The 26124-nt window shown below is 70.0% G+C and carries 24 protein-coding genes; 11 read left to right on the top strand and 13 right to left on the bottom strand.

Annotation, left to right across the window (positions count from 1 at the left end; translation table 11 throughout):
* Window positions 1-57 precede the first annotated feature (57 nt).
* The 4 genes from IE272_RS26080 to IE272_RS26065 form a co-directional block, all read right to left on the bottom strand.
* Window positions 58-1608 (bottom strand): SCO6880 family protein, encoded by a 1551-nt coding sequence (locus IE272_RS26080; protein WP_050356873.1) that lies wholly within the window; start codon window positions 1606-1608, stop codon window positions 58-60.
* Window positions 1605-2963, bottom strand: a complete 1359-nt coding sequence (locus tag IE272_RS26075) for a hypothetical protein (protein ID WP_190008214.1) — start codon at window positions 2961-2963, stop codon at window positions 1605-1607. Before IE272_RS26075 ends, IE272_RS26080 begins: the two co-directional genes overlap by 4 nt.
* On the bottom strand, window positions 2953-3822 hold the full coding sequence (locus tag IE272_RS26070; protein WP_190008211.1) for a DUF8175 domain-containg protein: 870 nt from the start codon (window positions 3820-3822) through the stop codon (window positions 2953-2955). Before IE272_RS26070 ends, IE272_RS26075 begins: the two co-directional genes overlap by 11 nt.
* A gap of 181 nt (window positions 3823-4003) precedes the next feature.
* Window positions 4004-4312 (bottom strand): DUF8827 family protein, encoded by a 309-nt coding sequence (locus IE272_RS26065; RefSeq protein ID WP_003968086.1) that lies wholly within the window; start codon window positions 4310-4312, stop codon window positions 4004-4006.
* A 583-nt stretch (window positions 4313-4895) separates the two neighbouring features.
* Between IE272_RS26065 and IE272_RS26060 the strand changes: the two genes are divergently transcribed.
* The 7 genes from IE272_RS26060 to IE272_RS26035 all read left to right on the top strand — a co-directional run bounded on the left by IE272_RS26060 (window position 4896) and on the right by IE272_RS26035 (window position 13282).
* Complete coding sequence (locus tag IE272_RS26060; RefSeq protein WP_190008209.1) at window positions 4896-5312, top strand: hypothetical protein; 417 nt, start codon at window positions 4896-4898, stop codon at window positions 5310-5312.
* The gene (locus tag IE272_RS26055; protein ID WP_190008241.1) at window positions 5309-7123 is read left to right on the top strand and encodes an alpha/beta hydrolase; all 1815 of its coding nucleotides are present in this window, start codon (window positions 5309-5311) and stop codon (window positions 7121-7123) included. Before IE272_RS26060 ends, IE272_RS26055 begins: the two co-directional genes overlap by 4 nt.
* Before the next feature lie 80 nt (window positions 7124-7203).
* Complete coding sequence (locus IE272_RS38865; RefSeq protein ID WP_229897647.1) at window positions 7204-7680, top strand: hypothetical protein; 477 nt, start codon at window positions 7204-7206, stop codon at window positions 7678-7680.
* 229 nt (window positions 7681-7909) lie between these two features.
* A complete protein-coding gene (locus IE272_RS26050; protein WP_190008207.1) occupies window positions 7910-10297 on the top strand; it encodes an alpha/beta hydrolase in 2388 nt (795 codons plus the stop codon).
* A complete protein-coding gene (locus IE272_RS26045; RefSeq protein WP_190008205.1) occupies window positions 10294-10896 on the top strand; it encodes a hypothetical protein in 603 nt (200 codons plus the stop codon). The genes IE272_RS26050 and IE272_RS26045 overlap by 4 nt, the downstream gene beginning before the upstream one ends.
* 197 nt (window positions 10897-11093) lie before the next feature.
* Complete coding sequence (locus tag IE272_RS26040; protein WP_057664021.1) at window positions 11094-12089, top strand: C40 family peptidase; 996 nt, start codon at window positions 11094-11096, stop codon at window positions 12087-12089.
* 461 nt (window positions 12090-12550) lie between these two features.
* The gene (locus tag IE272_RS26035) at window positions 12551-13282 is read left to right on the top strand and encodes a phosphatase PAP2 family protein (RefSeq protein ID WP_047177432.1); all 732 of its coding nucleotides are present in this window, start codon (window positions 12551-12553) and stop codon (window positions 13280-13282) included.
* Between the two features lie 206 nt (window positions 13283-13488).
* Here IE272_RS26035 and IE272_RS26030 read toward each other — a convergent pair whose 3' ends face one another.
* Window positions 13489-13707 carry a hypothetical protein gene (locus IE272_RS26030; RefSeq protein ID WP_190008245.1) on the bottom strand — a complete coding sequence of 73 codons (219 nt, stop codon included), beginning with the start codon at window positions 13705-13707 and terminating at the stop codon, window positions 13489-13491.
* 131 nt (window positions 13708-13838) lie between these two features.
* Between IE272_RS26030 and IE272_RS26025 the strand changes: the two genes are divergently transcribed.
* Both IE272_RS26025 and IE272_RS26020 read left to right on the top strand, forming a co-directional pair.
* Window positions 13839-14699 (top strand): SCO4651 family lipoprotein, encoded by an 861-nt coding sequence (locus IE272_RS26025; RefSeq protein ID WP_050356866.1) that lies wholly within the window; start codon window positions 13839-13841, stop codon window positions 14697-14699.
* Window positions 14700-14849: 150 nt separating this feature from the next.
* Window positions 14850-15053 carry a hypothetical protein gene (locus tag IE272_RS26020; RefSeq protein ID WP_050356865.1) on the top strand — a complete coding sequence of 68 codons (204 nt, stop codon included), beginning with the start codon at window positions 14850-14852 and terminating at the stop codon, window positions 15051-15053.
* A 42-nt stretch (window positions 15054-15095) separates the two neighbouring features.
* Here the strand turns inward: IE272_RS26020 and IE272_RS26015 are convergent, their stop codons facing one another.
* A complete protein-coding gene (locus IE272_RS26015) occupies window positions 15096-15479 on the bottom strand; it encodes a metal-sensitive transcriptional regulator (RefSeq protein WP_032791154.1) in 384 nt (127 codons plus the stop codon).
* Between the two features lie 303 nt (window positions 15480-15782).
* Here IE272_RS26015 and IE272_RS26010 point away from each other — a divergent pair, with 303 nt between their 5' ends.
* Both IE272_RS26010 and IE272_RS26005 read left to right on the top strand, forming a co-directional pair.
* Window positions 15783-16403 (top strand): DUF47 domain-containing protein, encoded by a 621-nt coding sequence (locus tag IE272_RS26010; protein ID WP_007449359.1) that lies wholly within the window; start codon window positions 15783-15785, stop codon window positions 16401-16403.
* 5 nt (window positions 16404-16408) lie between these two features.
* Entirely contained in the window at window positions 16409-17407 is a 999-nt protein-coding gene (locus tag IE272_RS26005) for an inorganic phosphate transporter (protein WP_007449360.1), read from the top strand.
* A 147-nt stretch (window positions 17408-17554) separates the two neighbouring features.
* On the opposite strand, the gene pstB is transcribed toward IE272_RS26005, so the two are convergent.
* The 7 genes from pstB to IE272_RS25970 all read right to left on the bottom strand — a co-directional run bounded on the left by pstB (window position 17555) and on the right by IE272_RS25970 (window position 25807).
* The gene (gene pstB / locus IE272_RS26000) at window positions 17555-18331 is read right to left on the bottom strand and encodes a phosphate ABC transporter ATP-binding protein PstB (protein ID WP_050356864.1); all 777 of its coding nucleotides are present in this window, start codon (window positions 18329-18331) and stop codon (window positions 17555-17557) included.
* Between the two features lie 39 nt (window positions 18332-18370).
* Entirely contained in the window at window positions 18371-19453 is a 1083-nt protein-coding gene (pstA, locus tag IE272_RS25995) for a phosphate ABC transporter permease PstA (RefSeq protein ID WP_050356863.1), read from the bottom strand.
* On the bottom strand, window positions 19450-20442 hold the full coding sequence (pstC, locus tag IE272_RS25990) for a phosphate ABC transporter permease subunit PstC (RefSeq protein WP_050356862.1): 993 nt from the start codon (window positions 20440-20442) through the stop codon (window positions 19450-19452). The genes pstA and pstC overlap by 4 nt, the downstream gene beginning before the upstream one ends.
* Before the next feature lie 199 nt (window positions 20443-20641).
* Window positions 20642-21778 carry a phosphate ABC transporter substrate-binding protein PstS gene (gene pstS / locus IE272_RS25985; RefSeq protein ID WP_050356861.1) on the bottom strand — a complete coding sequence of 379 codons (1137 nt, stop codon included), beginning with the start codon at window positions 21776-21778 and terminating at the stop codon, window positions 20642-20644.
* A gap of 198 nt (window positions 21779-21976) precedes the next feature.
* Window positions 21977-22438: an NUDIX hydrolase gene (locus IE272_RS25980; RefSeq protein ID WP_050356860.1), complete on the bottom strand. Its 462-nt coding sequence runs from the start codon at window positions 22436-22438 to the stop codon at window positions 21977-21979.
* Window positions 22435-23571, bottom strand: a complete 1137-nt coding sequence (locus tag IE272_RS25975; protein WP_050356859.1) for a CHAD domain-containing protein — start codon at window positions 23569-23571, stop codon at window positions 22435-22437. Before IE272_RS25975 ends, IE272_RS25980 begins: the two co-directional genes overlap by 4 nt.
* Window positions 23558-25807, bottom strand: coding sequence for an RNA degradosome polyphosphate kinase (locus tag IE272_RS25970; RefSeq protein WP_050356858.1), 2250 nt, complete (start codon window positions 25805-25807; stop codon window positions 23558-23560). Before IE272_RS25970 ends, IE272_RS25975 begins: the two co-directional genes overlap by 14 nt.
* Window positions 25808-26124 lie beyond the last annotated feature (317 nt).

Here is a 26124-nt window from a genome sequence, read left to right as displayed (position 1 = left end):
ATCGGGTGGTGGAGCGGTTGTCGATACGGCGGCTGCCGGCCTGACGCCGTCAGGTCGTCAGCGGCGGATGCCCGTGGCGAACGGGAGCGTGTTCACGAAGGCCCGGTGGTGCTCGCGGTCGCACCATTCCAGCTTGAGATACGACTTGCCGGCCGAGGCGCGGATCGTGCGCTTGTCGCGGGCGAGGGCCTCGGGGGAGCGGGACGACACCGTGATGTACCCCACCAGGTTCACTCCGGCCGCACCGCTGGCGAGATCTTCACCCCTCTGGTCGAGCCGGCCGTGGGCGGCGATGTCGCGGGGGTCGACGGTGCGGTTCATCTTGGCCTGGCGGCTGGCCTCGGCGTCGTCGTTGGTCTTCTCGGTCAGCATGCGTTCGATGGCGACCTCGGTGGGTTCGAGGTCCATGCAGACGGCGACGGTGCGGATGACGTCGGGGGTGTGGACGAGGAGCGGGGCGAGGAAGTTGACGCCGACGGGGGTCATCGGCCATTCCTTCACCCAGGCCGTGGCGTGGCACCAGGGGGCGCGGGTGGTGGACTCGCGGGTCTTGGCCTGGAGGAACGTCGGCTCGACCGCGTCCAGTTCGGCGGGCCAGGCGTTGCGCTTGGTCATGGCCTGGATGTGGTCGATGGGGTGGTCGGGGTCGTACATGGAGTGCACGAGGGAGGCCAGGCGGCTCTGGCCGAGGGGCTGGCGTACCCGGATGTCGGCCTCGGCGAGGCGGGCGCAGATGTCGGTGAGCTCGCGGGCCATGACGACGGCGAGGCCGGCGTCGCGGTCGAGCTTGCGGCCGCCGTGGGGGCGGGCGGCACGGGCCATGGCGTTGGCCTCGGCGGCCAGTTCGCGGCCGTAGTGCATGCAGGCGACGAGGTAGGCGCGGTGCTGCTCGCTGGAGGTGGAGACCATGGACTGGAGCTGGTCGTAGGACTCCTGGAGCCAGCCCGGGGACGCCTTGTCGCCGCGCTGGGCGACGTCCTTGGCGTGGGCGTCGGGGTCGGCGGGGAGGGTGCGGGCGAGCATCTGGAGGCGGGTGACGAAGCCGTCGCCGTTGGCCACGTGCTTGAGGAGGGTGCCGAAGCGGTCGACGAGGGCTTCCTGGTCCTCGCTGTCGCGGAGGCCGACGCCGGGGCCCTCGATCTCGATGGCCGCGGTGACGGTGCGGCGGTCGGCGTGGAGGAGCACGGCGATCTCGTCTGGGCCGAAGGGGGCGGCGAGCCAGCTGATCCGGCCGATGCCGGGGGGCGGGCCGATCTCGACCTCGCGGCCGTCGCTGCTGACGCCCGCTTCCATGGCGGTGGAGCGGTAGGCGGTGCCGCGGCGCAGGGAGCGTTTGAAGCTGCGGTTGATCTCGAACCACTTGTAGAAGGTCCGGCCCTTGTACGGGACGTACACGATGGCGAGGGCCAGCATCGGGAAGCCCACGAGGCAGACGATGCGGAGGGAGAGGACCGGGACGAGGAGTCCGCTCATCATCCCGAGGAACGCGCCGACGATGATCAGGGCGATCTCGCCGGTCTCGCGGTTCTTGCCGACGATCGCGTTCGGCCGGGCGCGGCCGATGAGATACGTGCGGCGGGGCGTCATCGTGTGGGACTGGGTCGTCAACGCCCTCCACCTCCTGTGCTCGAGTTACCTGTGGTGCCGAAGCCGCCTCCGCCTCGGGAGGAGCGGCTGCTGTGGGGGGTCCCGGAGGTGGGTGCGGACCCGCTGCGGGGTGAGGGGGCGGCGGATCCGCCGCCTCCGCCGCCTCCGCCGGTGGTGCGGGAGCTGTGGGCGGCGACGCCGCCGCTGGCCGGGTTGGCGGGGCGGGCGCCTCCGCCTCCGCCGCTGTTCTGGTCGTTGCGGCCGCTGTGGGTCTTGATGCCCTGGGAGACGAGGGCGGCCGGGGAGCTGATCAGGGCGGCGGCCTGGGCGCCGTCGGTGGCCTGCTTGCGGTTGGTGCGGGCGCCCTGGATCTCGTCGCCGAAGCCGGGGACGAAGCGGTAGATCATGGCGGAGGCGAAGATGGCGAGCAGGATGATGGAGAGGCCGGAGACGACGGCGGAGAAGGCGTCGGGGCCGTCGCCCGCGGAGAGTGCTCCGGCGAGGCCGAGGACGATGACGATGACCGGCTTGACCATGATCACCGCGATCATGATGCCGGCCCAGCGGCGGACGTGGCCCCACATGTTCTTGTCGACGAGGCCGGCGTAGACGACGATCCCGAGGAGCGCGCCGACGTAGAGCAGGGCGGCGCGGATGACGAGCTCCAGCCACAGGATGCCGGCGGCGAGGATCGAGACGAGCGAGACGACGATCAGCATGATCGGTCCGCCGCCGATGTCTTCGCCCTTCTTGAGGGCTTCGGCGAACGAGCCGAAGAAGACGTCGGTCTGGCCGCCGGTGGCGGAGGAGATGACCTCGGTGACGCCGTCGGTGGCGGAGACGATCGTGTAGAGGATCAGCGGGGTGAAGGCCGAGGCGAGGACGGTGAGCCAGAGGAAGCCGACGGCCTCGGAGATCGCGGTGGTGAGGGGGACGCCTCGGATGGCTCGCTTGGCTACGGCGAGGAGCCAGAGGACGAGGGTGAGGATGGTGGAGGCCGCGAAGATGACGGCGTACTGCTGGAGGAACTTGGGGTTGGTGAAGTCGACGTTGGCCGTGGACTCGACGGCCTCGCTGAGCTTGCCGACGATCCAGGAGGCGGCGTCGGCGCAGCCTCGGGCCAGGGAGGAGAGGGGGTCGAGGGCGTCGGTGGAGGGAACGTCCTGGGTGCGTGAACCGGCTCCTTCGCCGCCTTCGCAGTAGTCCTTGGCGGGGCCGTGGATCAAGTCGCAGGGATCGTTACTTGTGCTCGGGCTCGGGCTCGGAGTGGGTGTCGGAGCTGCTGTTGCGTGGCTCGCGAAGGAGACTGCGGCGACCTGGGCAGATGCCAACAGGGCAACGATCGAGGCTGCACTGCGACGTGGACTACCGGGCATAAGTAAACCCTCCGTACCCGTTGACCGCGTTGGCGATGTCATCGGCGCTGGAAGCCCTGGTATCTCCGCCCACGGGGGCCGGGCCGTCCTTCTGAGAGTGAGTAGCGGCCTTCCAATCGCCATTCACCCACACCAGTTCTACGGTGATGGTGAACCACCCATCGGTCACCGGCTTCGTTGAGCCTTCTCCTGCGAGCCCGATCAGACCGGTGCACCAGACTTCAACCGTGGTTTGCTCAGGCGTCGCTCTCGTCACCTTGGTGCCGATTGGTGCGGTGCGCGAGATGAAGGTGAAGCCTTCCGGCGTGGAACCATCGCCGTTGAGTCCGACATTGCGGAAGAAGTTCGCGGAGTATGCCTTGTCGAGGGTGGTCCGGAAGCGGTTGAGCGATGACGGCGCGATGACGGCGTCGAGAATGCCGTCGCGTTTGGTCTTGTCGAACATCTCCGCAGACCCCAGCGCCACCGCATAGTTCGCCGCAGCGCTCTGCGCCCCCTGCTCGTCGTGGGCGAAGCCGGAGGCGATCGTGCCGTTCTTGCCCTGGACGGGCTTGGTGCCGGTGGCCGCGGTGGGCGCGCTTCCTGCGGTTCCGGGCTTTTTGGCGTCCGGGGAGGCGTCGTCGTCGCTGCCGCCGCCGCGGTTGGCGAAGGCGATGGCAGCGACGAGGAGCACCACGATGCCGGTGATCGTCACGAGCGAGCGGGAGTTGCGGACGGGGCGGCGCGCGTGAGGGTGGCCCGGGTCGCCGTCGGGGAGACGGGTGCGGGTCTGACGGGTGCCGCCGAGGGTGCTGTACGGGTCGTCCGTGCGGCCCCCCTGCTCCTTGCCGCGGTAGTCGTGCTCGTCACCGGGACTCATGCCGCGTTCGCTCCCTCGGTCGTGTGCGGATCCGCGCAGGACGACGGTAGCTGTGCTGGTTGCCGCTTGAGCGCGGTGTGGTGACTCGACATCAGGGAAACGCAACCTCAGCCGGTGGGCACGACGGGCGGATGGTGGGGAGCGGGCTGGGACGGCCCGCATCGACATGGCCGACGGTGGGTCAGACGGCCATTCCGTACACGATGGTGAACAGGGTCCCCAGGGATCCGATGATGAAGACCCCTGTCAGTCCTGCCACGATCAGGCCCTTGCCCTGCTCCGCACTGAACGTGTCGCGGAGTGCCGTCGCTCCGATGCGCTGCTTCGCCGCGCCCCAGATCGCGATGCCGAGGCAGAGCAGAATGGCGATGGCCATCACCACCTCGATCATGATGCGCGCCTCGTTGCCCAGCGTCCCGAACGGCCCCCAGTCCGGAGCGATTCCGCCGATGATGGTGGTGATGTCGCCCTTCTCTGCTGCCAGGATCATGTAAGTCACCGCCCCTGTTGGGTAGTTCGCTGCCCGTGCCGTCCGGCACGGGTCGCCTTCTATCTTCGCTGATGAAACCGCGCTCGCACGACGCCTTCCCGGGTCTCTTTACCCGGATCTCGCACGTTTGACCGGGGCGGCCGCCCTGACCTGCGGCTCGTTCGGGCTCGTCACGCATATGCCTGGTTACTCTGTGTATCACGGGCTGTGACCAGGAGCAACGACGGTGGCCATGGGTTCCTGATGCGGTTGTGGCGTTCGCGGGGCACGGCGTGTTCGCATGCGCCGTTCGAGAGCCGTCGGTGCGCCGGTCGGCCCCTTGTTCGATGCTTCGTCAGGCTCGCTTGGGGAACGGTGCGCTGGGGGTGAGCGGAGCCCGGCCGGATGCCGGTGAGAGGGCTGCGCTCGGCTCCCCCTTCGTTCGGGTGAACCGCGCGGCTCCGCAGGAGGTGGCGACCTCGCTCTGCCCGCCCGGGATCCACGGGGCCAGGTGGGTACGGAGCCGGTGCCCGGCGGGTTTGCGTACGGCATGTCGCGTAACGCGGGTTTGGCACAGTGCCGCTCCACGATCAAGAGGAACGGGGTGAGCGGTGTGGGCGGAGTAACCGTGGTGGGGCAGCCGAACGACGGTTGGGAGCGGCTGGGGGCGACGGCCGGGCCGACGGGGGCAGCCGGGGGTGAGGACCTTCGGCACAGCGGTGGTCCGTGGCTGCGGGCCGCCGGTGGAGCCGACCGGCTGGTCACGCATCTCGGCCCGGTGAGGAGTGAGCTGGAGGCGGCGCACCGGGGCTTGATCGCCGGGGCCGGAGCACTGGCCGCGCTGGCCGAACTGAGCGCGGTGCGCGCCTCGTGGGAGCGCCGGATCGAGGACGCGCGCGGCGAGTGCGGGAGCCTCGCGGGGAAGCTGAGGGCGGTCGTCCGGGGGCAGGCGCAAGTCAACGAGGCGGTGAAGAGCGGCTTCGACGGGGTGAGGACGCCGGGCGGTGGCGGCGCGTGGTGAGCGGAGGGAGCGCTGCTGCGGGTTCCGCCCTGACCTGGGCCGCGTTACGTGAGGTGAAGTGCGCCGAACTGGAGGACGCGGCGGACGGCTGGGGGCGGGTGAGCAACCGTGCCGACGCGGCCCGGGACCGTATCGAGGGTCAGCTCCTGCCCGGCATGCACGATACGCAGAAGGGCGAGGCGGTCGGCGCGGCCGTGGGGCGGTTGCGCAGGCTGGGGGCGAACTTCCAGTACATCTATACCGAGTGCGGGCTGCTGCGGACCACGCTGAACAGCCTGGCCCATGAGATCAAGGCCCAGCAGCGGGTGCTGCAGGGGGCGCTGGACGATGCGGCGGCGCTGAGGTTCACGGTGCACGCGGATGGGTCGGTGACGTATCCGGCGGCGGGCGAGGGCCTGGTCGACGGGAAGTCGTTGGCGGGCGGGACGGCGTCCGGGGTTCCGAACCCGGGCATGGTCACCCCTTCGGGGCTCGTCGCGCCCAACCCGAACGCCGGGAAGGCCCAGGACATCGCGGACCGGGTGGCGCAGGCCGTACGGACGGCGGCCGACGCGGACTGGCGGTACGCCAGGATCCTGCGGGCGTTGAAGGCGCAGGAGGGCCTGGGCGTCCCGGCCGCGACGTGGAAGGACGCCGCGGCCGACGCGGCGGCGGTGCGGCAGGCGGCGGGCAGCTACCTGAGGAACGCGATCCCGCACGATGCCAGTCCGGCCGAGCGCAAGGCGTGGTGGGCCGGACTGACGGACGAACAGCGCGAGGAGTACCTCGCGGTGTACCCGGACCGGATCGGCAACCTGGACGGGATCCCGGCACTCGTGCGGGACGCGGCGAACCGGGACAACCTTCAGCTGCTGATGGGAAAGCTGGAGGGGCGCGACGACGGGGATTCGGCGACCAAGCTCGCGGCGCTGCGGGAGATCGACCGGCAGTTGAGGGTGGTGCCGGGGGCGGGGGAGCCGCCGATGTACCTGCTCGGGATCGGGGATCAGGGAAATGGTCGGGCGATCGTGTCGTATGGGAATCCTGATACGGCGCGGAATGTGGCGGCTTATGTTCCGGGGTTGAATACTTCGTTGGATGAGGAGTTCGCGAAGGGGGATCTGAAGCGGGCTCGTGACACGGCCATGGCGGCGAGGGAGATTGACGAATCCACTGCGGCGATTGCTTGGCTGGGGTATGACGCACCTCAGAGTCCGGACGGGATGAGCAGCTTGGCTGTCGCCGGCACCGAAAGAGCGGAGAACGGTGGGCAAGCGTTCCGCGGGTTCATGTCCGGGCTGGCAGCATCGAATGACCACGGTGACCCGCACATGACGGCTATCGGGCACTCGTACGGTTCGAGGACAGTCGGAGCCGCCACGCAGCAAGGTGATGGGATTCCTGGGGTCGATGACATCGTCTTGGTCGGCAGCCCGGGGATTGGCGTGGACCGTGCGGAGGATCTCAAGGTGGGGAGGGATCACGTATTTGTTGGTGCCGCAGAGAATGACGTGGTGACCCACCTGCCGTCCAAGGAAAGGGGGTTGCTCGAGGCGGCGGGGAGGGCGCTCGGGCCGGCGGGGGCACTGGCAGTAGACATGGTTCATCCGAGGGGAGAAGGCCTGTGGTTCGGGGAAGATCCGGCAAGTGAAGAGTTTGGTGCGCGGCGCTTCGCGGCGGATCCGGGGCCGCCGGTGGTCGGTCTTGGTCGCGTTTCGATCGACGCGCACTCGCAGTATTTCGATCCGAAGCTGGATTCCGCGTCGGCTGACAGCATCGCGATGGTTGTCGCAGGGGCTGGCCATAGGGTTAAGCAGGAGAGTGCGCGTTGAAGCGTCCAATTGTTTCTGTGATGGTCGCCGGGTGTATCGCTCTGGCAGTAGTCGGGTGTTCAGCAAGTAGGGATTCAGCCATGGATATGCAAGCTGCTGCGGAACGATCGGATGAGATTCTCGATTCCGTGCTCCTGGAGATTCGTCCGGAGTTGCGGTGGACGCATGGCCCCACGACCGTGGGTAGTTGCGATGTGTCACGCAGGCGCGTCGTCATGACCGATATTTCCGCCGCGAGGAGGGGGAATCTCTTAGGGGTGGTGGATCGGTTTTGGCGCAGGAGTGGATATCGCATGACGGCTATCAATAACGATGCGGAATTTCCGGCCATTTATGCCCGAACGAGGGACGGATTCGGGGTGAGGCTCCGCATCGGAGGCAAGGGGCAAGCCTTCTTTCAAGTAGACACGCCATGTGTTCGTGAGTCCGAAGTGGCCGACTCCACAAGTCGGGCGACAGCCCCCCTGTACGACGGTGTGGAGTTCATCCCCCGCCCCAACATCCACTCCGACTTCTGGTCGGCAGGCGCCCCCGGGGTGGCGGCAAGCAGGTCGTGATCGGGGCAAGTTGGCTGAACTGGGCCGGTGTGTACGGGCTTTGAGCCCGGTATTGGGTCCTGGGGCCCATGTCGTGTCCCCTGCCCGTGTGGTCGCATACGCGGAGTGACTATCTGTCGCCCGTTCCGCCCACTCACGAGGTAGGGGACTGCTCTTGTCCGGCATACGAAGAAGCGCGGTTCCTGTCGGCGTCGATGTAAGCGCTGCCGTAGCGGGTTCGGGGCGGTTGATGCCCCGGTCGTTGCAGGCGGTGCTGATCCTCCTTCACGTTCTCTTCGTGGCCACCCTGGTGGGCGCGATCAGGGCCCTGTCGACGGCGTCCTCGGTGGACGCGGTCGACGGGTACCTCCTCGGGTTGTTGCTCTACGCGTCGTTGCCCGGCATCGGCTCTTTCGTGCTGTCGCTGTTCGTCCGTAAGGGCGGTGTCCGGGTCTGGTACGGGCTCCTCGCCGTTCAGGCGTGGATCGTCCTCGGCGCCCTCGCGGAGTTGAGCGGCGGGGCCGGGGCGGGAGGTGTCGCGCGGCTGGTGATACCGGTGGCCGTCATCGTGCTGCTGTGCCGGCCGGGGAGCCGCCAGTGGTTCCGGAGTGGTCTGGAGCAGCGGGCCGAGCAGCGGCTGTTCAGCTTCGCCCGGATGATGAAGCTCCGCCGCGACGGCGGGCAGACCGCGCTGGAGTACCTGGGCCTCGTCCTCGTGGTCGTCGCGCTCGTCGGCGGGCTGATGGCCACCGGAACGGGCAGGCAGCTCACCGCGGAGATCCGTAGCGCGATCTGCGAACTGACCGGCGGATCGTGTCCGGCGCCGGGGCATGACGTCGTGGCCGGCGGCGGAGGTGCCGACGGCAGCGGCGGCGGCCGGGGTGACGGCGGCGGTGACACCTCGGGTGCTGGTACCGACGGTGGCGCGGACGGCGGTGCCGGGACCGACGGTGGCGGCGGTGACGAGTCCAGCCTCACCGGTGGTACCGGCAGCACCGGTACCAGCGGTGACACCGGAGGGACCACGACCACCGGAAGCACGGGCGGTGGTACGGGCGGAAACAGCGGCAGCACCGCCGGCACCGGCGGCAATGGCTCCGGCGGCTCCGGTGACAGCGCCGGCGGTCCGCAGGGCGACGAGTCGTCCTCCCAGGGCGGCGAAGCCTTCCCCCCGGGCGACGTCATCGTGCCGGTCGACGCGGGTAGACCCGCGGGCCCCAACGGCGGCGGGTTCCTCGACGGGTTCCTCGGGGACGGGCTGGGCGGCGACGTCCAAGGGGTCGTCGACGCGGTCCTGCGGCCGGGCGAGAGCGGTGAGCGCATCGTCGACCAGTGGGGGCGCGACACCCAGGGCGCGGGCGAGAAGTGGGACCGGGGCGACTACGTCGGCGCCGCCTGGGACTGGAACAAGGCGGTCGGCGGCGCCGGCGCCGGGCTGGCGATACCCGGCTCCGGGGCGCGGGTCGACGAGGAGGTGCGGGACGCCGAGCGCGCGCACCTGAGCGGGCAGATACCGCAGAACGCCACGCCCGCCGGGAACAAGGCGTGGTGGGACGGGCTCTCCCCGGAGGAGCGGGATCGGTACATCGAGCTGGTTCCGGATCGGATCGGCAATCTCGACGGCATCCCGGTACTCGCGCGTGACGCCGCCAACCGAAAGAATCTCCCCGCGCTGATCGACAAGCTGGAGGGGGTCGACACCGACAAGGCCCGTGACCAGCTGGCCGGGCTGCGGGAGATCGACCGGCAGCTCAAGGAGAACGGGAAGCCGCCGATGTATCTCATCGGGATCGGGGACGAGGGCAACGGGCGGGCCATCGTCTCGTTCGGCAACCCCGACGCCTCCCAGCATGTGTCGGCGTACGTACCGGGGCTCAACACCTCGCTCGACGAGGAGTTCGCCAAGAACGACCTCGGGCGGGCCCGGGACACCGCGATCGGGGCGCAGGGGTACGACGACTCCACGGCGTCCATCGTCTGGCTCGGGTACGACGCACCGCAGCTGCCGGACAAGGACGGCGCGGCGGGCTACTTCGCCGTCATGGGCACGGGGCGCGCCGAGAAGGGCGGGGCCGCCTACCGCGACTTCATGGGCGGGATCTCCGTGACCAACCAGAACAAGGACCCGCACATGACGGCCATCGGGCACTCCTACGGTTCCCGGACCGTGGGCGCCGCGGCGGCCCGGCCCGGTGGGATTCCCGGGGTCGACGACATCATCCTGGTCGGCAGTCCGGGGGTCGGCGTCGACCACGCCGTGGACCTCGGCGTCGGCAGCGAGCACGTCTTCGTGGGGGCCGCCGCCAATGACCCGGTGACCAAGCTGCCCTCGAAGACCCAGGTCGTGGTGGGCGGCATCGGGCTCGCCCTGGGCGGTCCCGGTGGGGCCTATCTGGCCGGCGATCTGGCCGATCCGGGTGACGACGACCTGTGGTTCGGGAAGGATCCGGCGAGCAAGGCGTTCGGGGCGCGGCGCTTCCCGGTGGCGGACGGTCCGCCGCTGGTCAGCGGGGACGGCATCAGTCTGGACTCGCACTCGAACTACTTCAGCCCGGAACGCGACGCGGTGTCCGCGGACAGCATCGCCCTGATCGTGTCGGGCAACGCCGACCGGCTCAAGATGGAGGAACCGAAGTGAGGCGAGCCAAGAGGGTCCTGCCCCTCGTCGCGGTGGTCCTGGCCCTGGGGGTTCCGTTGTCCGGGTGCGGGAGTGAGGACGGAAGCGCCCGCGGCGTGAGCACCGGAAAGGAGCGCGGGATGGACATGCAGGAAGCCGCCGAGCAGTCCGACGCGATGCTCGACGCGGTCCTGAAGGGCATCGACCCCGATGTGCAGTGGGCACACGGGCCGACCACCACCCGGGCCTGCGGAGTGACCCGCCGGCGGGCCGTCATGACCGTCGTGTCCCCCGAACGCCGTCAGACGTTCCTGGACCGGGCGGAGACGTTCTGGCGGAAGAACGACTACCGGATCAAGGCGGTCAACAAGGACGAAAAGTTCCCGGCGGTCTACGCGGTCACGAAGAGCGGATTCGGTGTCAGCGTCTCCTTCCGGGGGAAGGGGCAGGCCTTCCTGGAGGCCGACAGTCCGTGCGTGAAGGAGTCGAAGGTCGCCGCTCCCACCGCCGAGCCGAACGGTCCGGCGTACAAGGACGTCTATCCGCTGCCCCGGCCCAACGTCCGCTCCGAGTTCTGGTCGGGGACGGGGACGGGGACGGGGGCGGGGACTGGCGGCTGAGTTCTCGTCAGCCAGGCAGCCAGGCAGCCAGTCCGTCAGTCCGTCAGTCCGTCAGTTCTGTGTTAGTGGCGAGCCGTCGGCGCCCCCGTGTGCTTCGGGTGCGCCGGTGGTGTGCCGCGGATGACTCGTACACACCGTCGAAAACGCACCTGAAGCGCGCCCCGATGGGGGATGGTTGAGGGGTGCGGAAATTCTGGGTGTTCGGTGGCATCGGCGTCGGCATGGTCATGTGCTTCCTGGCGCTGCTCGTCGTCGGTACGTACTCGGCCGCCGCCGGGCTCGCCGGGTCGGGGGGCGGCGGTGCCGTCGCGCTGGCCAAGGGGGCGGTTCCGGCGCGGTTCCAGCCGCTGGTGCAGAAGTGGGGCAACCTCTGTCCCGCCATCAACCCGGCCCTCCTGGCCGCGCAGTTGTACCAGGAGAGCGGCTGGAACCCGAGTGCGCAGAGCCACGCCGCCGCGCAGGGCATCGCCCAGTTCATTCCCGGCACGTGGGCCACGCACGGGATCGACGGCAACGGCGACGGCAAACGGGACGTGTGGGACCCCGCCGACGCGATTCCCTCGGCCGCCTCGTACGACTGCGAGCTCGCCGGGTACGTGAAGAAGGTGCCGGGCGACCCGACGAGCAACATGCTCGCCGCGTACAACGCCGGCGCCTACGCGGTGATCAAGTACGGCGGCGTCCCGCCGTACAAGGAGACGCAGAACTACGTCAAGATCATCCGGTCGCTGGAGAAGAGCTTCGCCCGGCCCGTCGGCCGTGTCGCGCCCTCCCGGCAGGCCGCCGGGGCCATCTACTTCGCACAGAAGAAGCTCGGCACGCCGTATCTGTGGGGTGGCAACGGGACGCCGGAGCAGCAGGGCCGGTTCGACTGTTCGGGGCTGACCCAGGCGGCGTACCGGACCGTCGGCATCGAACTGCCGCGCGTTGCCAATGACCAGTACAACGCGGGTCCGCATCCCTCGCGGGACGAGCTGCTCCCGGGGGATCTGGTGTTCTTCTCCGACGACCTCACCAACTCGCGTGCGATCCGGCACGTCGGGCTGTACGTCGGGGGCGGCTATATGATCAACGCGCCGTTCACCGGGGCGGTCATCCGGTTCGACAAGATCGATACGCCGGACTACTTCGGTGCGACACGGGTCACGAAGGACGGTGCCGCCGCCCTTCCGACGGATCTGCCCACAGGGTGACGGATGTCTCCCGGACATCGTCTCCCGGACATCGTCCGGCGTCCCGGCGTTTCCGTACGGGGGTCTCGTAAGGGGGTCCCGTACGGGGGTCCGTCCGGGGCTTCCGGAGCGGCGAAGGGTGCTGACGGGCAGTCGGACATGGCCGGAACTCTCTGTGAAGCCTGGGCCCTGAGCTGCGATGACGAGTCACTCTTCGATAACGTCATGGTGATCATTCGGTGGAGAGCGGAACGCACGCGCCGGCCGGGCCGTTCCCTGGACGGGGACGGGAACGGCATGCGCACTGACCATGCGTCGCAGTGACGCGGTATTGCGGTACCGCGGCAGTACCGCGGTGATGCAGTACAGCGATGCTGTGCAGTGCGGTAGCGGACAGCACCGGACACGGGGGTTCGACCACGGCGGCGTGCAAGGACGCGCGTCGCAGCAGAAGAAGCAGACAAGGCAAGGGGCCGCAGCAGATGGCTGGACTCGAACTCGACGGGTCGAACCCGGACGTCAGTCTGCTCTACGACATCAACGGCCTCGCGAAGGCCGCTCCGACCTGGTTCGACCGGGTCATGGAGTTCGTCGGCGAGTACGGGATCATGTTCGGCCTGGTTCTGGTGGGCCTGTGGTGCTGGTGGAGCATGCGCAAGCGCGGGACGGCGGAGGACTCGGTCACGGCTGCCGCCGCCATCGTCTGGGCGCCGCTCGCCGCCGCCATCGCGATCCTCATCAACATCCCGATCCGCGGCTTCGTCGAACGGCCGCGTCCGTTCAACGACCACGAAGGCCTTGAGGTCCTGATCCACGGCAAGACGGACTTCTCGTTCGTCAGCGACCACTCCACCCTGGCGATGGGCATCGCCGTCGGCATCTTCGTGGCGAACCGGAAGTTCGGCTTCGTCGCGATCGGTCTCGCGCTCTTCGCCGGTTTCAGCCGGATCTACATGGGTGTCCACTACCCGACCGACGTGATCGGCGGCTTCGCCCTCGGTACGGCCGTCGCCCTGTTGCTGGCCCCGCTCGCCATGGCGCTGCTGACCCCGCTGATGGCGGCGGTCGCCCGTTCGCCGCGCGTGGGCTGGTTCGTCCGGTCGAAGAGCGCGGCCGTCGCGTACGCGGACGAGCACGGTGAGGCGATGGGCATCCCTGAGCCCCGGCCCGGTTCCGGGCGGGGCGACCCGGGGGAGAAGGACCTGGCCGCCTGACGGACTCCGTCCTCCGGCCTGTCTCTTCTTGCCTGCCTCTTCCCGCCTGCCTCTTCCCGCGCGTCTCCTCCGTCCTCCGGCCCGCTCTCCTTCCTCCGCTCTCCAGCTGATCCACCGGTTCTCCCGGTTCTCCCGGTTCTCCCGATTCCCCAGGTGCCTCCGAGCGCCTGGGGAATCGTGCTTCGACCGGTCCTTCGGCGGGCGGGTCAGGGGGTGGCGAGGTGCTCCGCGGCGTCCGTACGGGCCCGGTCCCGGGACCGGCGCGCCGGTCCCGACCAGCCGCAGGTGCAGCGGGCCAGGCAGAACGAGCCGCGTTCGATCGTCGTGGCGCTGTGCCCGGGCGGCGGGCCGGGAGGGGGAGCCGGGGCGGAAGCGGGCGGGGGTCCCGGGGCGGTGCGGACCGGGGCGGGGGGATCCTCATGCACCCGACCACGGTACTGGCCACCGTCGGCGAACGGGGGGCCGCGCCCGGGCGGCGTTACGGGGGGCGTCGGCGGTCGTTATGCGGGGCGGGTGAGGGCTCGGCCGGGCGGTAGTCGTTGGGGGTTGGCAGGCGATGGTGGTGCAGCAGTACAGGGACGGAGGCGGGGCCCGTGCTGTTCGCGCCCTCGCCGTGGCCGGGGTGATCGCGGTCACCGCCGGGTGTTTCGGCGGGGACGGGGAAAGCGGCGCGAGCGACGGTTCCGGGCGGCGCTCCGTGGCCGCCGATCGCCCGCTCGATCTGCTCGGGCAGGCGGCGGACGTCCTCGTCGAGGCGGGCGGCGCGGAGACCCGTACGTCGATGGAGACGGCGGCCGGCGGGACGCGGGTGACGATCCGGGCGCAGGGTGCGTACGACTTCCGCCGGCAGATGGGGCGGCTCAAGGTGGTGCTGCCCGAGGACGCCGCGGGTGCGGACGGCCACCGGCCGATCACCGAGCTGCTGGCCCCCGGCGCGCTGTACATGAAGAACCGAGGCGCCGGGGTGCCCGACGACAAGTGGGTCAGGATCGACACGACCACGCTCAAGGACGGCAACCTCCTCACCGGCGGGGTCACCGACCCGATGGCCGCGGCCGAACTGCTGCGCGGCGCGGCCGATGTGACCTATGCGGGGAAGTCCGAGCTGGCCGGGGTGACGGTGCATCACTACCGGGGGGTCGCGGACCTGGGCCGGGCGGCCCGGGCCGCGTCGCCGCAGTCGCGCGGGGCGCTGGGCGCGGCGGCGAAAGGGTTCAGCAAGGACGCCGTCCCGTTCGACGCCTACCTGGACGAGGACGGCCGGCTGCGGAAGGTCCGGCACCGGTTCACCTTCTCCTCCGAGGGCGCGGAGGTGTCGGTGGTCTCGACGCTGCTGCTGTACGGGTTCGGGCTGCCGGTCACGGTGACGCTGCCGGACGAGGACGCCATCTACACCGGTGAGATCCGGCAGGGGTGAGGGCGGCGGCCGGGACGGGCCGGGCGGTGGGGCCGGTTGTGAGGGGGCGCAAAATGGTCCGTCCGTGCCATGCGCGGTGCCTATCGCGCTCCCTAGGCTGGGAAGCCGGTGTGCCAGGGGCCGGTGACGGCCGGGATACGGCAGGGAGAAGTGACGCAGGTGCAGACGCTCAGGGCTCCGAACGCGCAGGACCGTGTGGCCCTCGCCGAGATCGAGCTGTGCGGCGAGCTGATGATCGCCGCGTCGGCGGCGGGCGAGGAACGCCTCAGTCCCGACCGGATCGACGAAGTGCTCGACGTCCGCGGTGCGGAGTCCTGGGCGACGGTCCCCCGGCAGGCCGCTCGCCGGGGGTGACGCCCGCTCCACCCGCACCGCAGCCGCTCACGGGACCGCGCCTCAGGTGCGGAGCAGACGGGCGATGGCCTTCGTGGCCTCCTCGACCTTCGCGTCGACCTCCACGCCGCCCTTGACGGCCGCGTCGGCGACACAGTGGCGCAGGTGCTCCTCCAGCAGCTGGAGGGCGAAGGACTGGAGCGCCTTGGTGGACGCCGACACCTGGGTGAGTATGTCGATGCAGTAGACGTCCTCGTCGACCATGCGCTGGAGGCCGCGGATCTGGCCCTCGATCCGGCGGAGCCGCTTGAGGTGCTCGTCCTTCTGGTGGTGGTAGCCGTGAATGCCGCGGTCGTGGTCGGTGACGATGTCCACAGGGGCGGCCGCCCCCGCGTCCGGGGCCGCCACGCCCGTTGATTCCGTCCCTGTGGTCCCGGTCGTGGTCATCTGCGTCCTCCCGTTGTTGTCCTCTAAGTGTCCCTGCCGGAACGCGGAAATGCGGAACTGCGGTCCTGCTGTTGTGCCGTAGGGGCGGTTCCGGACGGCTCCGCCGCCCTGCTCCGGCCCGTCGCACCGCGCCGTCCTTATACCCCTGCCGGGTATATCGTACCGAATCCTGCCGAAACGTGACCGGGGGTCCGTGCTGATCGCCGTGTCCGATGGGCGACACTGAAGAACGCCGGTTAGCCGTGGCCGGATGATGCGCCTAGCATCAGCCTGACCGAATCCAAAGCATCCCGAGGACCCCACGTGCGCTTTCGTCTGACCCCCAGGGAGACGAGCTTCTACGACATGTTCTCCGCGTCCGCGGACAACATTGTCACGGGCTCGAAACTCCTGATGGAACTGCTCGGGGCGGATTCTGCCTCCCGAGTCGAGATCGCGGAGCGTATGCGGGCAGCGGAGCACGCGGGGGACGATGCCACCCACGCGATCTTCCACCAGCTGAACTCCTCGTTCATCACACCCTTCGACCGCGAGGACATCTACAAGCTGGCGTCCTCGCTCGACGACATCATGGACTTCATGGAGGAGGCCGTCGACCTGGTCGTCCTCTACCAGGTCCAGGAGCTCCCCAAGGGCGTCGAGCAGCAGATCGAGGTGCTGGCCCGGGCGGCGGAACTGACCGCCGAGGCCATGCCGGGGCTGCGGACCATGGACAACCTCACCGAGTACTGGATCGAGGTCAACCGTCTGGAGAACCAGGCCGACCAGATCCACCGCAAGCTGCTGGCCCAGCTCTTCAACGGCAAGTACGACGCCATGGAGGTGCTGAAGCTCAAGCAGATCGTGGATGTGCTGGAAGAGGCGGCTGACGCGTTCGAGCACGTCGCGAACACCGTGGAGACCATCGCGGTCAAGGAGTCCTGAACCTCGTGGACACCTTTGCGCTGATCGTGACCATCGGTGTCGCGCTCGGCTTCACGTATACGAACGGCTTCCACGACTCGGCGAACGCCATCGCCACCTCGGTCTCCACCCGGGCGCTGACCCCGCGTGCGGCCCTGGCGATGGCGGCGGTGATGAACCTCGCGGGCGCCTTCCTGGGCCAGGGTGTCGCCAAGACCGTCAGCGAGGGCCTGATCGCGACGCCCGTGGGGCAGAAGGGGATGGGGATCCTGTTCGCGGCGCTGGTCGGCGCGATCATCTGGAACCTCATCACCTGGTACTACGGCCTTCCCTCCTCGTCCTCGCACGCCCTGTTCGGCGGCATGGTCGGGGCGGCGCTGGCCGGCGGCACGGACGTCATCTGGTCCGGGGTGCTGGAGAAGGTCGTCATCCCGATGTTCATCTCCCCGTTCGTCGGCCTGATCGCCGGCTATCTGGTGATGGTCGGCATCATGTGGATATTCCGGAAGTCCAACCCGCACAAGGCCAAGCGCGGCTTCCGGATCGCGCAGACCGTCTCGGCGGCGGGCATGGCGCTCGGCCACGGCCTCCAGGACGCGCAGAAGACCATGGGCATCGTCGTGATGGCCCTGGTCATCGCGGACGTCGAGGGCCCCAACGACGAGATCCCCGTCTGGGTCAAGATCGCCTGTGCGCTGATGCTCTCGCTGGGCACGTACGCGGGCGGCTGGCGCATCATGCGGACCCTCGGCCGCAAGATCATCGAGCTGGACCCGCCGCAGGGCTTCGCGGCGGAGACGACCGGCGCCTCGATCATGTTCGGTTCGGCGTTCCTGTTCCACGCGCCGATCTCGACGACGCACGTCATCACCTCCGCGATCATGGGCGTCGGGGCGACCAAGCGGGTGAACGCGGTGCGCTGGGGCGTCGCGAAGAACATCATCCTCGGCTGGTTCATCACCATGCCGGCCGCGGCGCTGGTCGCCGCGCTCAGCTACGGAGCGGTTCTCCTGCTCTTCGGCTGAGTCCGAGGTGCGCGGTGATCTTGCTCGGTTGGTTACACGTGTGGGTCCGCCCCCGTTCTCGTACGAGAACGGGGGCGGACCCTTTCGCCTTGTGGTGGCACCGCCATGCAGCACCGCAAGGCTGTCTGTGGGGTGGAGCGGGGTGGCTCAGCCGAAGCGGCCGGAGATGTAGTCCTCCGTGGCCTGGACCGACGGGTTGGAGAAGATCCGCTCCGTCTCGTCTATCTCGATGAGCCGGCCGGGCTTGCCGACCGCGGCGAGGTTGAAGAACGCGGTGCGGTCCGAGACGCGGGCCGCCTGCTGCATGTTGTGCGTCACGATGACGATCGTGAAGCGCTCCTTCAGCTCGCCGATCAGGTCCTCGATGGCGAGCGTCGAGATCGGGTCCAGCGCCGAGCACGGCTCGTCCATCAGCAGGACCTGCGGCTCGACCGCGATGGCGCGGGCGATGCACAGGCGCTGCTGCTGGCCGCCGGAGAGGCCGGAGCCGGGCTTGTTGAGGCGGTCCTTGACCTCGTTCCAGAGGTTCGCGCCGCGCAGGGACTTCTCCACGACGTCGTTCAGCTCGCTCTTGCGGTAGCTGCCGTTCAGCCGCAGGCCCGCCGCCACGTTGTCGAAGATCGACATGGTGGGGAAGGGGTTCGGGCGCTGGAATACCATGCCCACCGTGCGGCGCACGGTGACCGGGTCGACGTTGGAGTCGTAGAGGTTCTCGTCGTCCAGCAGCACCTTGCCCTCGACGCGGCCGCCGGGGGTCACCTCGTGCATCCGGTTCAGGGTGCGCAGGAAGGTGGACTTGCCGCAGCCGGACGGGCCGATGAAGGCGGTCACGGAGCGGGGCTCCACGGTCATCGAGATGTCCTCGATGGCCTTGTGGTTGCCGTAGAAGGCGCTGAGGCCGCTGATGTCGATGCGCTTGGCCATGAAAATCACTGCTTCTTTCGGGAGGTCGCTGTGGCCGCGTCAGCGACCGGTCTTCGGGGCCTTCCAGCGGGCGATGCCGCGGGCCACCAGATTCAGGATCATGACGAAGGCGATCAGCACCAGGGCGGCTGCCCAGGCGCGGTCGTAGGAAGCGGCCTCGCCGATCCGGTACTGCTCGTAGATGTAGAACGGCAGTGAGGACTGGGCGCCTTCGAAGGGGTTCGTGTTGATCAGCTGGCTGCCGAAGACCAGCAGGATGATCGGCGCGGTCTCACCGGCGATACGGGCGATGGCGAGCATGACGCCCGTGGTGATGCCGCCGATCGCGGTCGGCAGGACCACCTTCAGGATGGTGCGCCACTTCGGGATGCCGAGCGCGAGGGAGGCCTCGCGCAGCTCGTTGGGGACGAGCTTGAGCATCTCCTCGGTGGAGCGGACCACGACGGGGACCATCAGGATCGCCAGGGCCAGCGCACCCATCAGGCCGGAGGGCTCGATCGAGGCGATCAGCATGATCGACAGGATGAAGAGACCGGCCACGATGGACGGGATGCCCGTCATCACGTCGACGAAGAACGTGACGGCCTTGGCCAGCGTGCCCTTGCCGTACTCGACGAGGTACACGGCGGTCAGCAGGCCGAACGGGACGGAGATCACCGTGGCGATGCCGACCTGCTCCAGGGTGCCGATCAGCGCGTGGTAGACGCCGCCGCTGTGCTCGGAGCCGAGCACACCGGCCATCGAGTGGGTGAGGAAGTAGCCGTCGAGGCGCTCCGCGCCCCGGACGATCGTCGTCCACAGCAGCGAGGCCAGCGGGACGACGGCGATCAGGAAGCAGACCCACATCACACTGGTGGCGAGGCGGTCCCTGGCCTGGCGCTGGTTCTCCACGATCGTGGTCACCACGTAGGAGATGGCCAGGAAGAACAGGGCCGAGAGCATGCCCCACTGGATGCGGCTGTGCCAGCCGGCGGCCAGCGGGATGCCGATGCCGAGCGCGACCGAGACGACGGCGAAGCCGAGCGGTGCGAGGCGGGGCAGGGAGCGGCTGCCGAGGCTGCTCTTCGGGGTGGGCGATGCGGGCGTCGGGCGCTCGATGACGCCGGTGGGTGCGTGGCTCATGCGTTGGCCCCCGAGTACTCCTTGCGGCGGGCGATGATGAGCCGGGCCGCGCCGTTGACCAGCAGGGTGAGGACGAAGAGGACGAGACCGGAGGCGATCAGGGCGTCCCGCCCGAACGCGTCGGCCTCGCCGAACTTGGCCGCGATGTTCTGGGCGAACGTCCCGCCGCCCGGGTTGAGCACGTGCAGCGAGATGAGGAAGCTCGGGGACAGCACCGTGGCGACGGCCATCGTCTCGCCGAGCGCGCGGCCGAGGCCGAGCATCGAGGCGGAGATGATGCCGGAGCGGCCGAAGGGCAGCACCGAGAGGCGGATGACCTCCCAGCGGGTGGCGCCGAGCGCGAGCGCGGCTTCCTCGTTCATCTTCGGGACCTGGAGGAAGACCTCGCGGCTGACGCTGGTCACGATCGGCAGGATCATGATCGCGAGCAGGATGCCGACGGTGAAGAGCGAGCGGGGGATCCCGATCTCGGTCTTGTCGAAGAGGTACGTCCAGCCGAAGAAGTCGTCGAGCCAGAGGTTGAGGCCCTCCAGGTACGGCACCAGGACGAGGGCGCCCCAGATGCCGTAGACGATGCTGGGCACGGCGGCCAGCAGGTCCACCACGTACGCGATGGGGGCGGCCAGCTTGCGCGGCGCGTAGTGCGAGATGAACAGGGCGATGCCGACAGCGATCGGAACCGCGATGACCATCGCGATGATCGAGCTGACGACGGTGCCGAAGAGCAGGACCGCGATGCCGAAGACCGGCGGGTCGCCGGCCGGGTTCCAGTCGAAGGTGGTGAGGAAGTTGCCCTCGTTCTCCGAGATGGCGATGGCGGAGCGGTAGCTGAGGAACACGGCGATCGACGCCATGATCACGAGCAGCAGGATGCCCGAGCCCCGGGAGAGGCCCAGGAAGATCTTGTCGCCCATGCGCCCGGTGGACCGGGGGCTGGGCCGCGGGACCGGCGGCGCCGGTGGCGTGTCTATCGGTGTGGTGGAAGCCATGGTCTTTCCGGTCTGTGTGGGGGAGCGGTGTGCTCCCCTGGCGGCGGTGCACCGGATGGAGAGTGGGCGGGTGGCGGGCCGGTCCGGAGGGGTGCGCCGGGCCGGCCTGCCGGTGGCGCGTGACGTCGGTGGCGCGGGGCGCCGGTGACGGGTTGCGCCGGTGGGCGGCCGGGCCGGGAGGGCCCGGCCGCCCCGGGTGTTACGAGAGGGAGCCGATGGTCTCGCGGACCTTGGCGTTGATCTCGGCCGGGATCGGGGCGTAGCCGGCGTCGGTCAGGATCTTCTGGCCGTCGTCGGAGGCGGTGTAGGAGAGGAAGGACTTGACGGTGTCGAGCGTCTCGGGCTTGTTGCCGGTGTCGCAGACGACCTCGTACGTCACCAGGACCAGCGGGTAGGCGCCCTCGGCCTTGGTGGTGTAGTCGAGGTCGAGCGCCAGGTCCTTGCCGGTGCCCTTGATCTTGGCGGCGGCGATGGCCTTGGAGGCGTTCTCCGAGGTGGCCTTCACCGGGGTGGCGCCACCGGTGTTGATGTCCACGGTCGGGATGGACTGGGACTTGGCGTAGGAGAGCTCGAAGTAGCCGATCGCGCCGTCGACCTGCTTGACCTGGGCGGCGACGCCGGAGGAGCCGGACGCGGCCTGGCCACCGGGGGCCGGCCACTTCTTCTCGGCCTCGTACTTCCAGTCGCTCGGGGCGGCCGCGCCGAGGTACTTGCCGAGGTTCTGCGTGGTGCCGGAGTCCTCGGAGCGGTGGAAGGCCTGGATCGCCTTGTCCGGCAGCTTCACGCCGTCGTTCAGCTTGGCGATCGCCGGGTCGTTCCACTTCTTGATCTTGCTGTCGAAGATCTTGGCGAGGGTCGGGGCGTCCAGCGTGAGGGCGTCGACGCCTTCCAGGTGGAAGCCGATCGCGACCGGGCCGCCGACCATCGGGAGGTTGATGCCCTGGCCGGTCTTGCACATCTTCTTGGAGTCGGCGACCTCTTCGGGCTTCAGCGCCGAGTCGGAGCCGGCGAAGCCGACGGTGCCCTGGTTGAAGGCGACGATGCCCTCGCCGGAGGAGGAGGAGTTGTAGTTGATCTCCACGCCGGAGCAAGCGGCCATGTAGTTCTTGACCCAGAGGTCCATGGCGTTCTTCTGAGCGCTGGAGCCGGAGGCGCGCAGCTGGCCCTTGGCCTTGCCGCAGTCGACGTTCGACGCGGCGGTCGTCTTCTCGCCCGTCCCGGCCGTACCGCCACCGGTGTTGTCGTCCGAACCGCACGCCGTGAGGACCAGGGCGCCGGAGACGGCGAGGGCACCGAGCGCGGTGGCACGAAGCCGGTTCTTGCGCTGAAGCTTCACTTTCGGGTGTTCCTTCCAGGAGCCGCCGTGGTCAGTTCGTTCTACGACGGCGTGCGATGAGGAGCGGTGCTGTGGCTTGCCGCCGCGCACCGTGTACGTCCGAAATTAGGCAGAACAGGTGAAGCCGCCGACGGGAGAGGGTGAACGGCAGGTGAACCGTGTCGGGCAGGCGGGTGCGGGGCGGGTCCGGAGCGGTGGTCAGGACGCGGCGAGGGCGTCCAGCAGGGCGATCAGCTGCCGGACGTCGCGGGGCCGGGTGAGCCGGACGCGGGCGGCGTCGGGGGTCAGCCACAGGATGCGGTCCACCTCGTCGTTGGCGGTGAAGGAGCCGCCCGTCGCCTCGGCCGCCCAGTAGGCGACCTCCTTGGGCCGGCCGTCCACCGCATAGCGGGAGGTCGGCAGCCGGTCCCCCGGGGCGCAGTGGTGGCCGGTCTCCTCCAGCACCTCCCGTACGGCGGCGGCCAGCGGCTCCTCGCCGCGCTTCAGCTTGCCCTTGGGGAAGGACCAGTCGTCGTAGCGGGGCCGGTGGACCAGACAGACCTCCACGTCGTCCCCGTCCCCGTCCGGGGCGCGGCGCCACAGGACGCAGCCCGCGGCCAGGACGGTGCCGGTCCGCGTGGGGTGCTCCCCGGGCGCGCGGTGCGCGGGCCCCCCGCTCATGGGGTGCTCAGGGCCGCGGCGTACGGCCAGGTCTCCCGGAACACCGTCCGCGCGGCCTCCACCTCGTGGCGCTGGTCCGCGTGGAGCACGCCCAGCGCGTACGCCGTGGCCGGGGCGATCCGGGGGGTGCGGGCCGCGGCTGCCGCGGCCCCGGCCGCCTCCACGGCGTCCCGGTGCAGGTCGAGGGCGTGGCCCGCGCCGGTCAGGGCCGGGTCGGCGGCGCCGAGGACGACCTCGTGGGCGTACCGGTGCAGCCGCAGCAGCAGGCGGGCCTGGTGCCACGCCGCGTCCTGTGCCTCGTTGTACGGCTCCGTGTCGTCGGGCGGCAGGGCGGCCACGGCGGTGAGGAGGCGTTGCTCGGCGCGTTCGGCGGGCTCCAGGAGGGCCTCGGCGGTCCGGCCCGCGGTGCCGGGGGCCAGGGGGACGTCGGAGGCCAGGAGCGCGACGGCGTCGGCGACCGCGTGGAAGCGGGAGGAGCCGAGCGCCTGGAGGGCCGCGGAGTGGGACCGGGTCCGGGCGAGGGTGAGCCGGCGTTCCAGGAGCGCCCCGGCCCGCGCGGCCCCGACCCCGAGGGCGGCGCGGCCCTGGGCGTCGGAGGTGGCGCTCTCCCCGGCGGCGCGGACGCCCCGGGCGGCGGGGAGGGCCGGGCCCGAGAGCTGGTGCAGGGCCTCGACGAGCCGGGTGAGGCGGTTCGCGTAGGCGTGCTCGCGGGCGAGGATGCCGGAGAGCCAGGCCAGCTCGGCGCGGAGCTGATCGGCCCAGAGCGGGTCGAGCGCGGCCCGGAAGGTGTGCAGGGAGCCGCTGATCCGGCGGGCCGAGCGGCGCAGCGCGCGGGTGGCGGCCGCCGCGTCGTGGCCGCCGGAGTCCGCGGGGGCGCTGTGCTCGTGGTGCAGGCGCAGGCTCCGCAGGAACTCGGCGGCCTGTCCCCGGAGGTAGGGCGCGAGGGCCGCCTCCGTGGTCAGGTCCCCGGCGGGGCGGGGTCCGGCCGGGTCCGGGGAGCGAGCCGCACCGCCGGCGTCGGCGGTGCGTCGCGTCCCCGGACCCGTGGCCTCGGCGGGCGGCGTGTCCGGTGTGGTGCCGGGGGCCGCGTCCGGCGTCGGCCGGGTCGTCGTCTGCTGGTCAGGGCGTCGCACGCCTGCGCCTCCGGGCTTCGATGAGCATTTCCTGGACGTGCCGCAGCGGCTGGCCGTCCGCGTCCGTGGCGTGCCGGGTCCAGTTCCCGTCGGGGCCCAGGTGCCAGGAGGCGGTGGTGTCGGCCATACCGGTCTCCAGGAGTCGGCTGAGTGCGGCGCGGTGGGCGGGGTCGGTGACCCGGACCAGGGCTTCGATCCGGCGGTCGAGGTTGCGGTGCATCATGTCGGCGCTGCCGAACCACACCTCGGGCTCGCCGCCGTTGCCGAAGGAGAAGACCCGGGAGTGTTCGAGGAAGCGGCCGAGTATGGAGCGGACCCGGATGTTCTCGGAGAGTCCGGCGACGCCGGGGCGGATCGCGCAGATCCCGCGCACCCAGATGTCGACGGGGACGCCCGCCTGGGCGGCCCGGTAGCAGGCGTCGATGATCGCTTCGTCGACCATCGAGTTGACCTTGAACCGGACGTAGGCGGGGCGGCCCGCCCGGTGGTGGGCGATCTCCTTGTTGATCCGGGCGATCAGCCCGTCGCGCAGGGACTTCGGGGCGACCAGGAGGCGGCGGTAGGTCTCGCGGCGGGAGTAGCCGGAGAGCCGGTTGAACAGGTCGGAGAGGTCCGCCCCGACCTGCGGGTCGGCCGTGAGCAGGCCGAGGTCCTCGTACAGCCGGGCCGTCTTGGGGTGGTAGTTGCCGGTGCCGACGTGGGAGTAGCGGCGCAGCGTGTCGCCCTCCTGGCGGACGACGAGGGAGAGCTTGCAGTGGGTCTTCAGCCCGACGAGGCCGTAGACGACGTGGCAGCCGGCCTCCTCCAGCTTGCGGGCCCACTTGATGTTGGCCTGCTCGTCGAAGCGGGCCTTGATCTCGACGAGGACGAGGACCTGCTTGCCGGACTCGGCGGCGTCGATGAGGGCGTCCACTATCGGGGAGTCGCCGGAGGTGCGGTACAGCGTCTGCTTGATCGCCAGCACGTCCGGGTCGCCCGCCGCCTGCTCCAGGAACGCCTGGACGGAGGTGGAGAACGAGTCGTACGGGTGGTGGAGCAGGACGTCGCGTTCGCGCAGGGCGGCGAAGATGTCGGGCGCCGAGGCGGACTCCACCTCGGCCAGGTCCCGGTGGGTGCCCGCGATGAACTTGGGGAACTTCAGCTCCGGCCGGTCCAGCGAGGCGATGGCGAACAGTCCGGTCAGGTCGAGCGGTCCGGGCAGCGGGTAGACCTCCGCGTCGGACACCTTCAGCTCGCGGACCAGCAGGTCCAGGACGTACGGGTCGATGGACTCCTCGACCTCCAGGCGCACCGGCGGGCCGAACCGGCGGCGCATGAGCTCCTTCTCCAGGGCCTGGAGGAGGTTCTCCGCGTCGTCCTCCTCGACCTCCAGGTCCTCGTTCCTGGTGACGCGGAACATGTGGTGCGCCAGCACCTCCATGCCGGGGAACAGCTCCTCCAGGTGCGCCGCGATGATGTCCTCGATGGGCACGTACCGCTGGGGCGAGGCCTCCAGGAAGCGGGTCAGCAGCGGCGGGACCTTGACCCGGGCGAAGTGGCGGTGGCCGCTGACCGGGTTGCGGACGACGACGGCGAGGTTGAGGGAGAGCCCGGAGATGTACGGGAAGGGGTGCGCGGGGTCGACGGCCAGCGGGGTCAGGACCGGGAAGACGCGCTGCCGGAAGAAGGTGAACAGGCGGGCCTGCTCCTTCTCGGTCAGGTCCGGCCAGCGGATCAGCTGGATGCCCTCGTCGGACAGGTCCGGGGCGATGTCCTGCTGGTAGCAGGCGGCGTGCCGGGCCATGAGCTCGCGCGAGCGGGTCCAGATGAGGTCGAGGACCTCGCGGGGCTGGAGGCCGGAGGCGGAGCGGGTGGCGACGCCGGTGGCGATGCGGCGCTTGAGGCCGGCGACCCGGACCATGAAGAACTCGTCCAGGTTCGACGCGAAGATGGCGAGGAAGTTGGCCCGCTCCAGGATGGGCGTGGCCGGGTCCTCGGCCAGTTCCAGGACCCGTTCGTTGAACGCGAGCCAGCTGCGTTCGCGGTCCAGGAAGCGGCCCTGGGGCAGCTCGTCGCCGTCCCGGTCGGGCTCGTAGGCGTCCGCGTCGGCGTCCAGATCGGGATCCAGATCGGCGGCGGTGGAGAAGCCGACCCCGTTGGACGACGGGGTGGCGTGCGGCCGGTGCGCGGCGAGTGAGCCGACGGACGGCTGGGCGGCGGGCTGGACCGGGACCTCGGAGCTGGGCTGCTGGCTCATGGACCTATTGTTCCGCGCGGAGCGCTCCTCAGGCGCGTCGGAGCCCGGAAAGATCGCGGAAGGACCGGGAAACCCCGGGTCACGGCCGGGGGTGCCGTGAGTGGCGTTTCCCCGGGCTCTCCCGTTGCGGCGGGGGGCGGGCACAGCTGGCTGCATCCCGTGAGGGTCGCAAGGACGTCTGAATGGCCGGTAACGGCGACATGACGTACAGGAAGCGGTGTGCCTGCGGGTGGGCCTCGTGGTGACTGTACGTGTTCGCCGCGCCGGGCTCTTCTCGGGGGCGTATGTGTTCGGCGCGCTGGCCCCCCTCAGGGGCG

Origin of the sequence: Streptomyces anulatus (assembly GCF_014650675.1) — a bacterium.
Lineage (GTDB): Bacteria > Actinomycetota > Actinomycetes > Streptomycetales > Streptomycetaceae > Streptomyces > Streptomyces anulatus.
The sequence above is the reverse complement of the archived record's forward strand: the minus strand, read 5'-3'. Positions and strand labels throughout refer to the sequence as shown.

Bases quoted from the DNA above. Each gene is read 5' to 3' on its own strand.
- IE272_RS26075 (WP_190008214.1), bottom strand. From the start codon at position 2,963: ATGCCCGGTAGTCCACGTCGCAGTGCAGCCTCGATCGTTGCCCTGTTG.
- IE272_RS26070 (WP_190008211.1), bottom strand. From the start codon at position 3,822: ATGAGTCCCGGTGACGAGCACGACTACCGCGGCAAGGAGCAGGGGGGC.
- IE272_RS26065 (WP_003968086.1), bottom strand. From the start codon at position 4,312: ATGATCCTGGCAGCAGAGAAGGGCGACATCACCACCATCATCGGCGGA.
- IE272_RS38865 (WP_229897647.1), top strand. From the start codon at position 7,204: ATGGATATGCAAGCTGCTGCGGAACGATCGGATGAGATTCTCGATTCC.
- IE272_RS26050 (WP_190008207.1), top strand. From the start codon at position 7,910: ATGCCCCGGTCGTTGCAGGCGGTGCTGATCCTCCTTCACGTTCTCTTC.
- IE272_RS26035 (WP_047177432.1), top strand. From the start codon at position 12,551: ATGGCTGGACTCGAACTCGACGGGTCGAACCCGGACGTCAGTCTGCTC.
- IE272_RS26025 (WP_050356866.1), top strand. From the start codon at position 13,839: ATGGTGGTGCAGCAGTACAGGGACGGAGGCGGGGCCCGTGCTGTTCGC.
- IE272_RS26015 (WP_032791154.1), bottom strand. From the start codon at position 15,479: ATGACCACGACCGGGACCACAGGGACGGAATCAACGGGCGTGGCGGCC.
- pstB (WP_050356864.1), bottom strand. From the start codon at position 18,331: ATGGCCAAGCGCATCGACATCAGCGGCCTCAGCGCCTTCTACGGCAAC.
- pstA (WP_050356863.1), bottom strand. From the start codon at position 19,453: ATGAGCCACGCACCCACCGGCGTCATCGAGCGCCCGACGCCCGCATCG.
- pstC (WP_050356862.1), bottom strand. From the start codon at position 20,442: ATGGCTTCCACCACACCGATAGACACGCCACCGGCGCCGCCGGTCCCG.
- IE272_RS25980 (WP_050356860.1), bottom strand. From the start codon at position 22,438: ATGAGCGGGGGGCCCGCGCACCGCGCGCCCGGGGAGCACCCCACGCGG.
- IE272_RS25970 (WP_050356858.1), bottom strand. From the start codon at position 25,807: ATGAGCCAGCAGCCCAGCTCCGAGGTCCCGGTCCAGCCCGCCGCCCAG.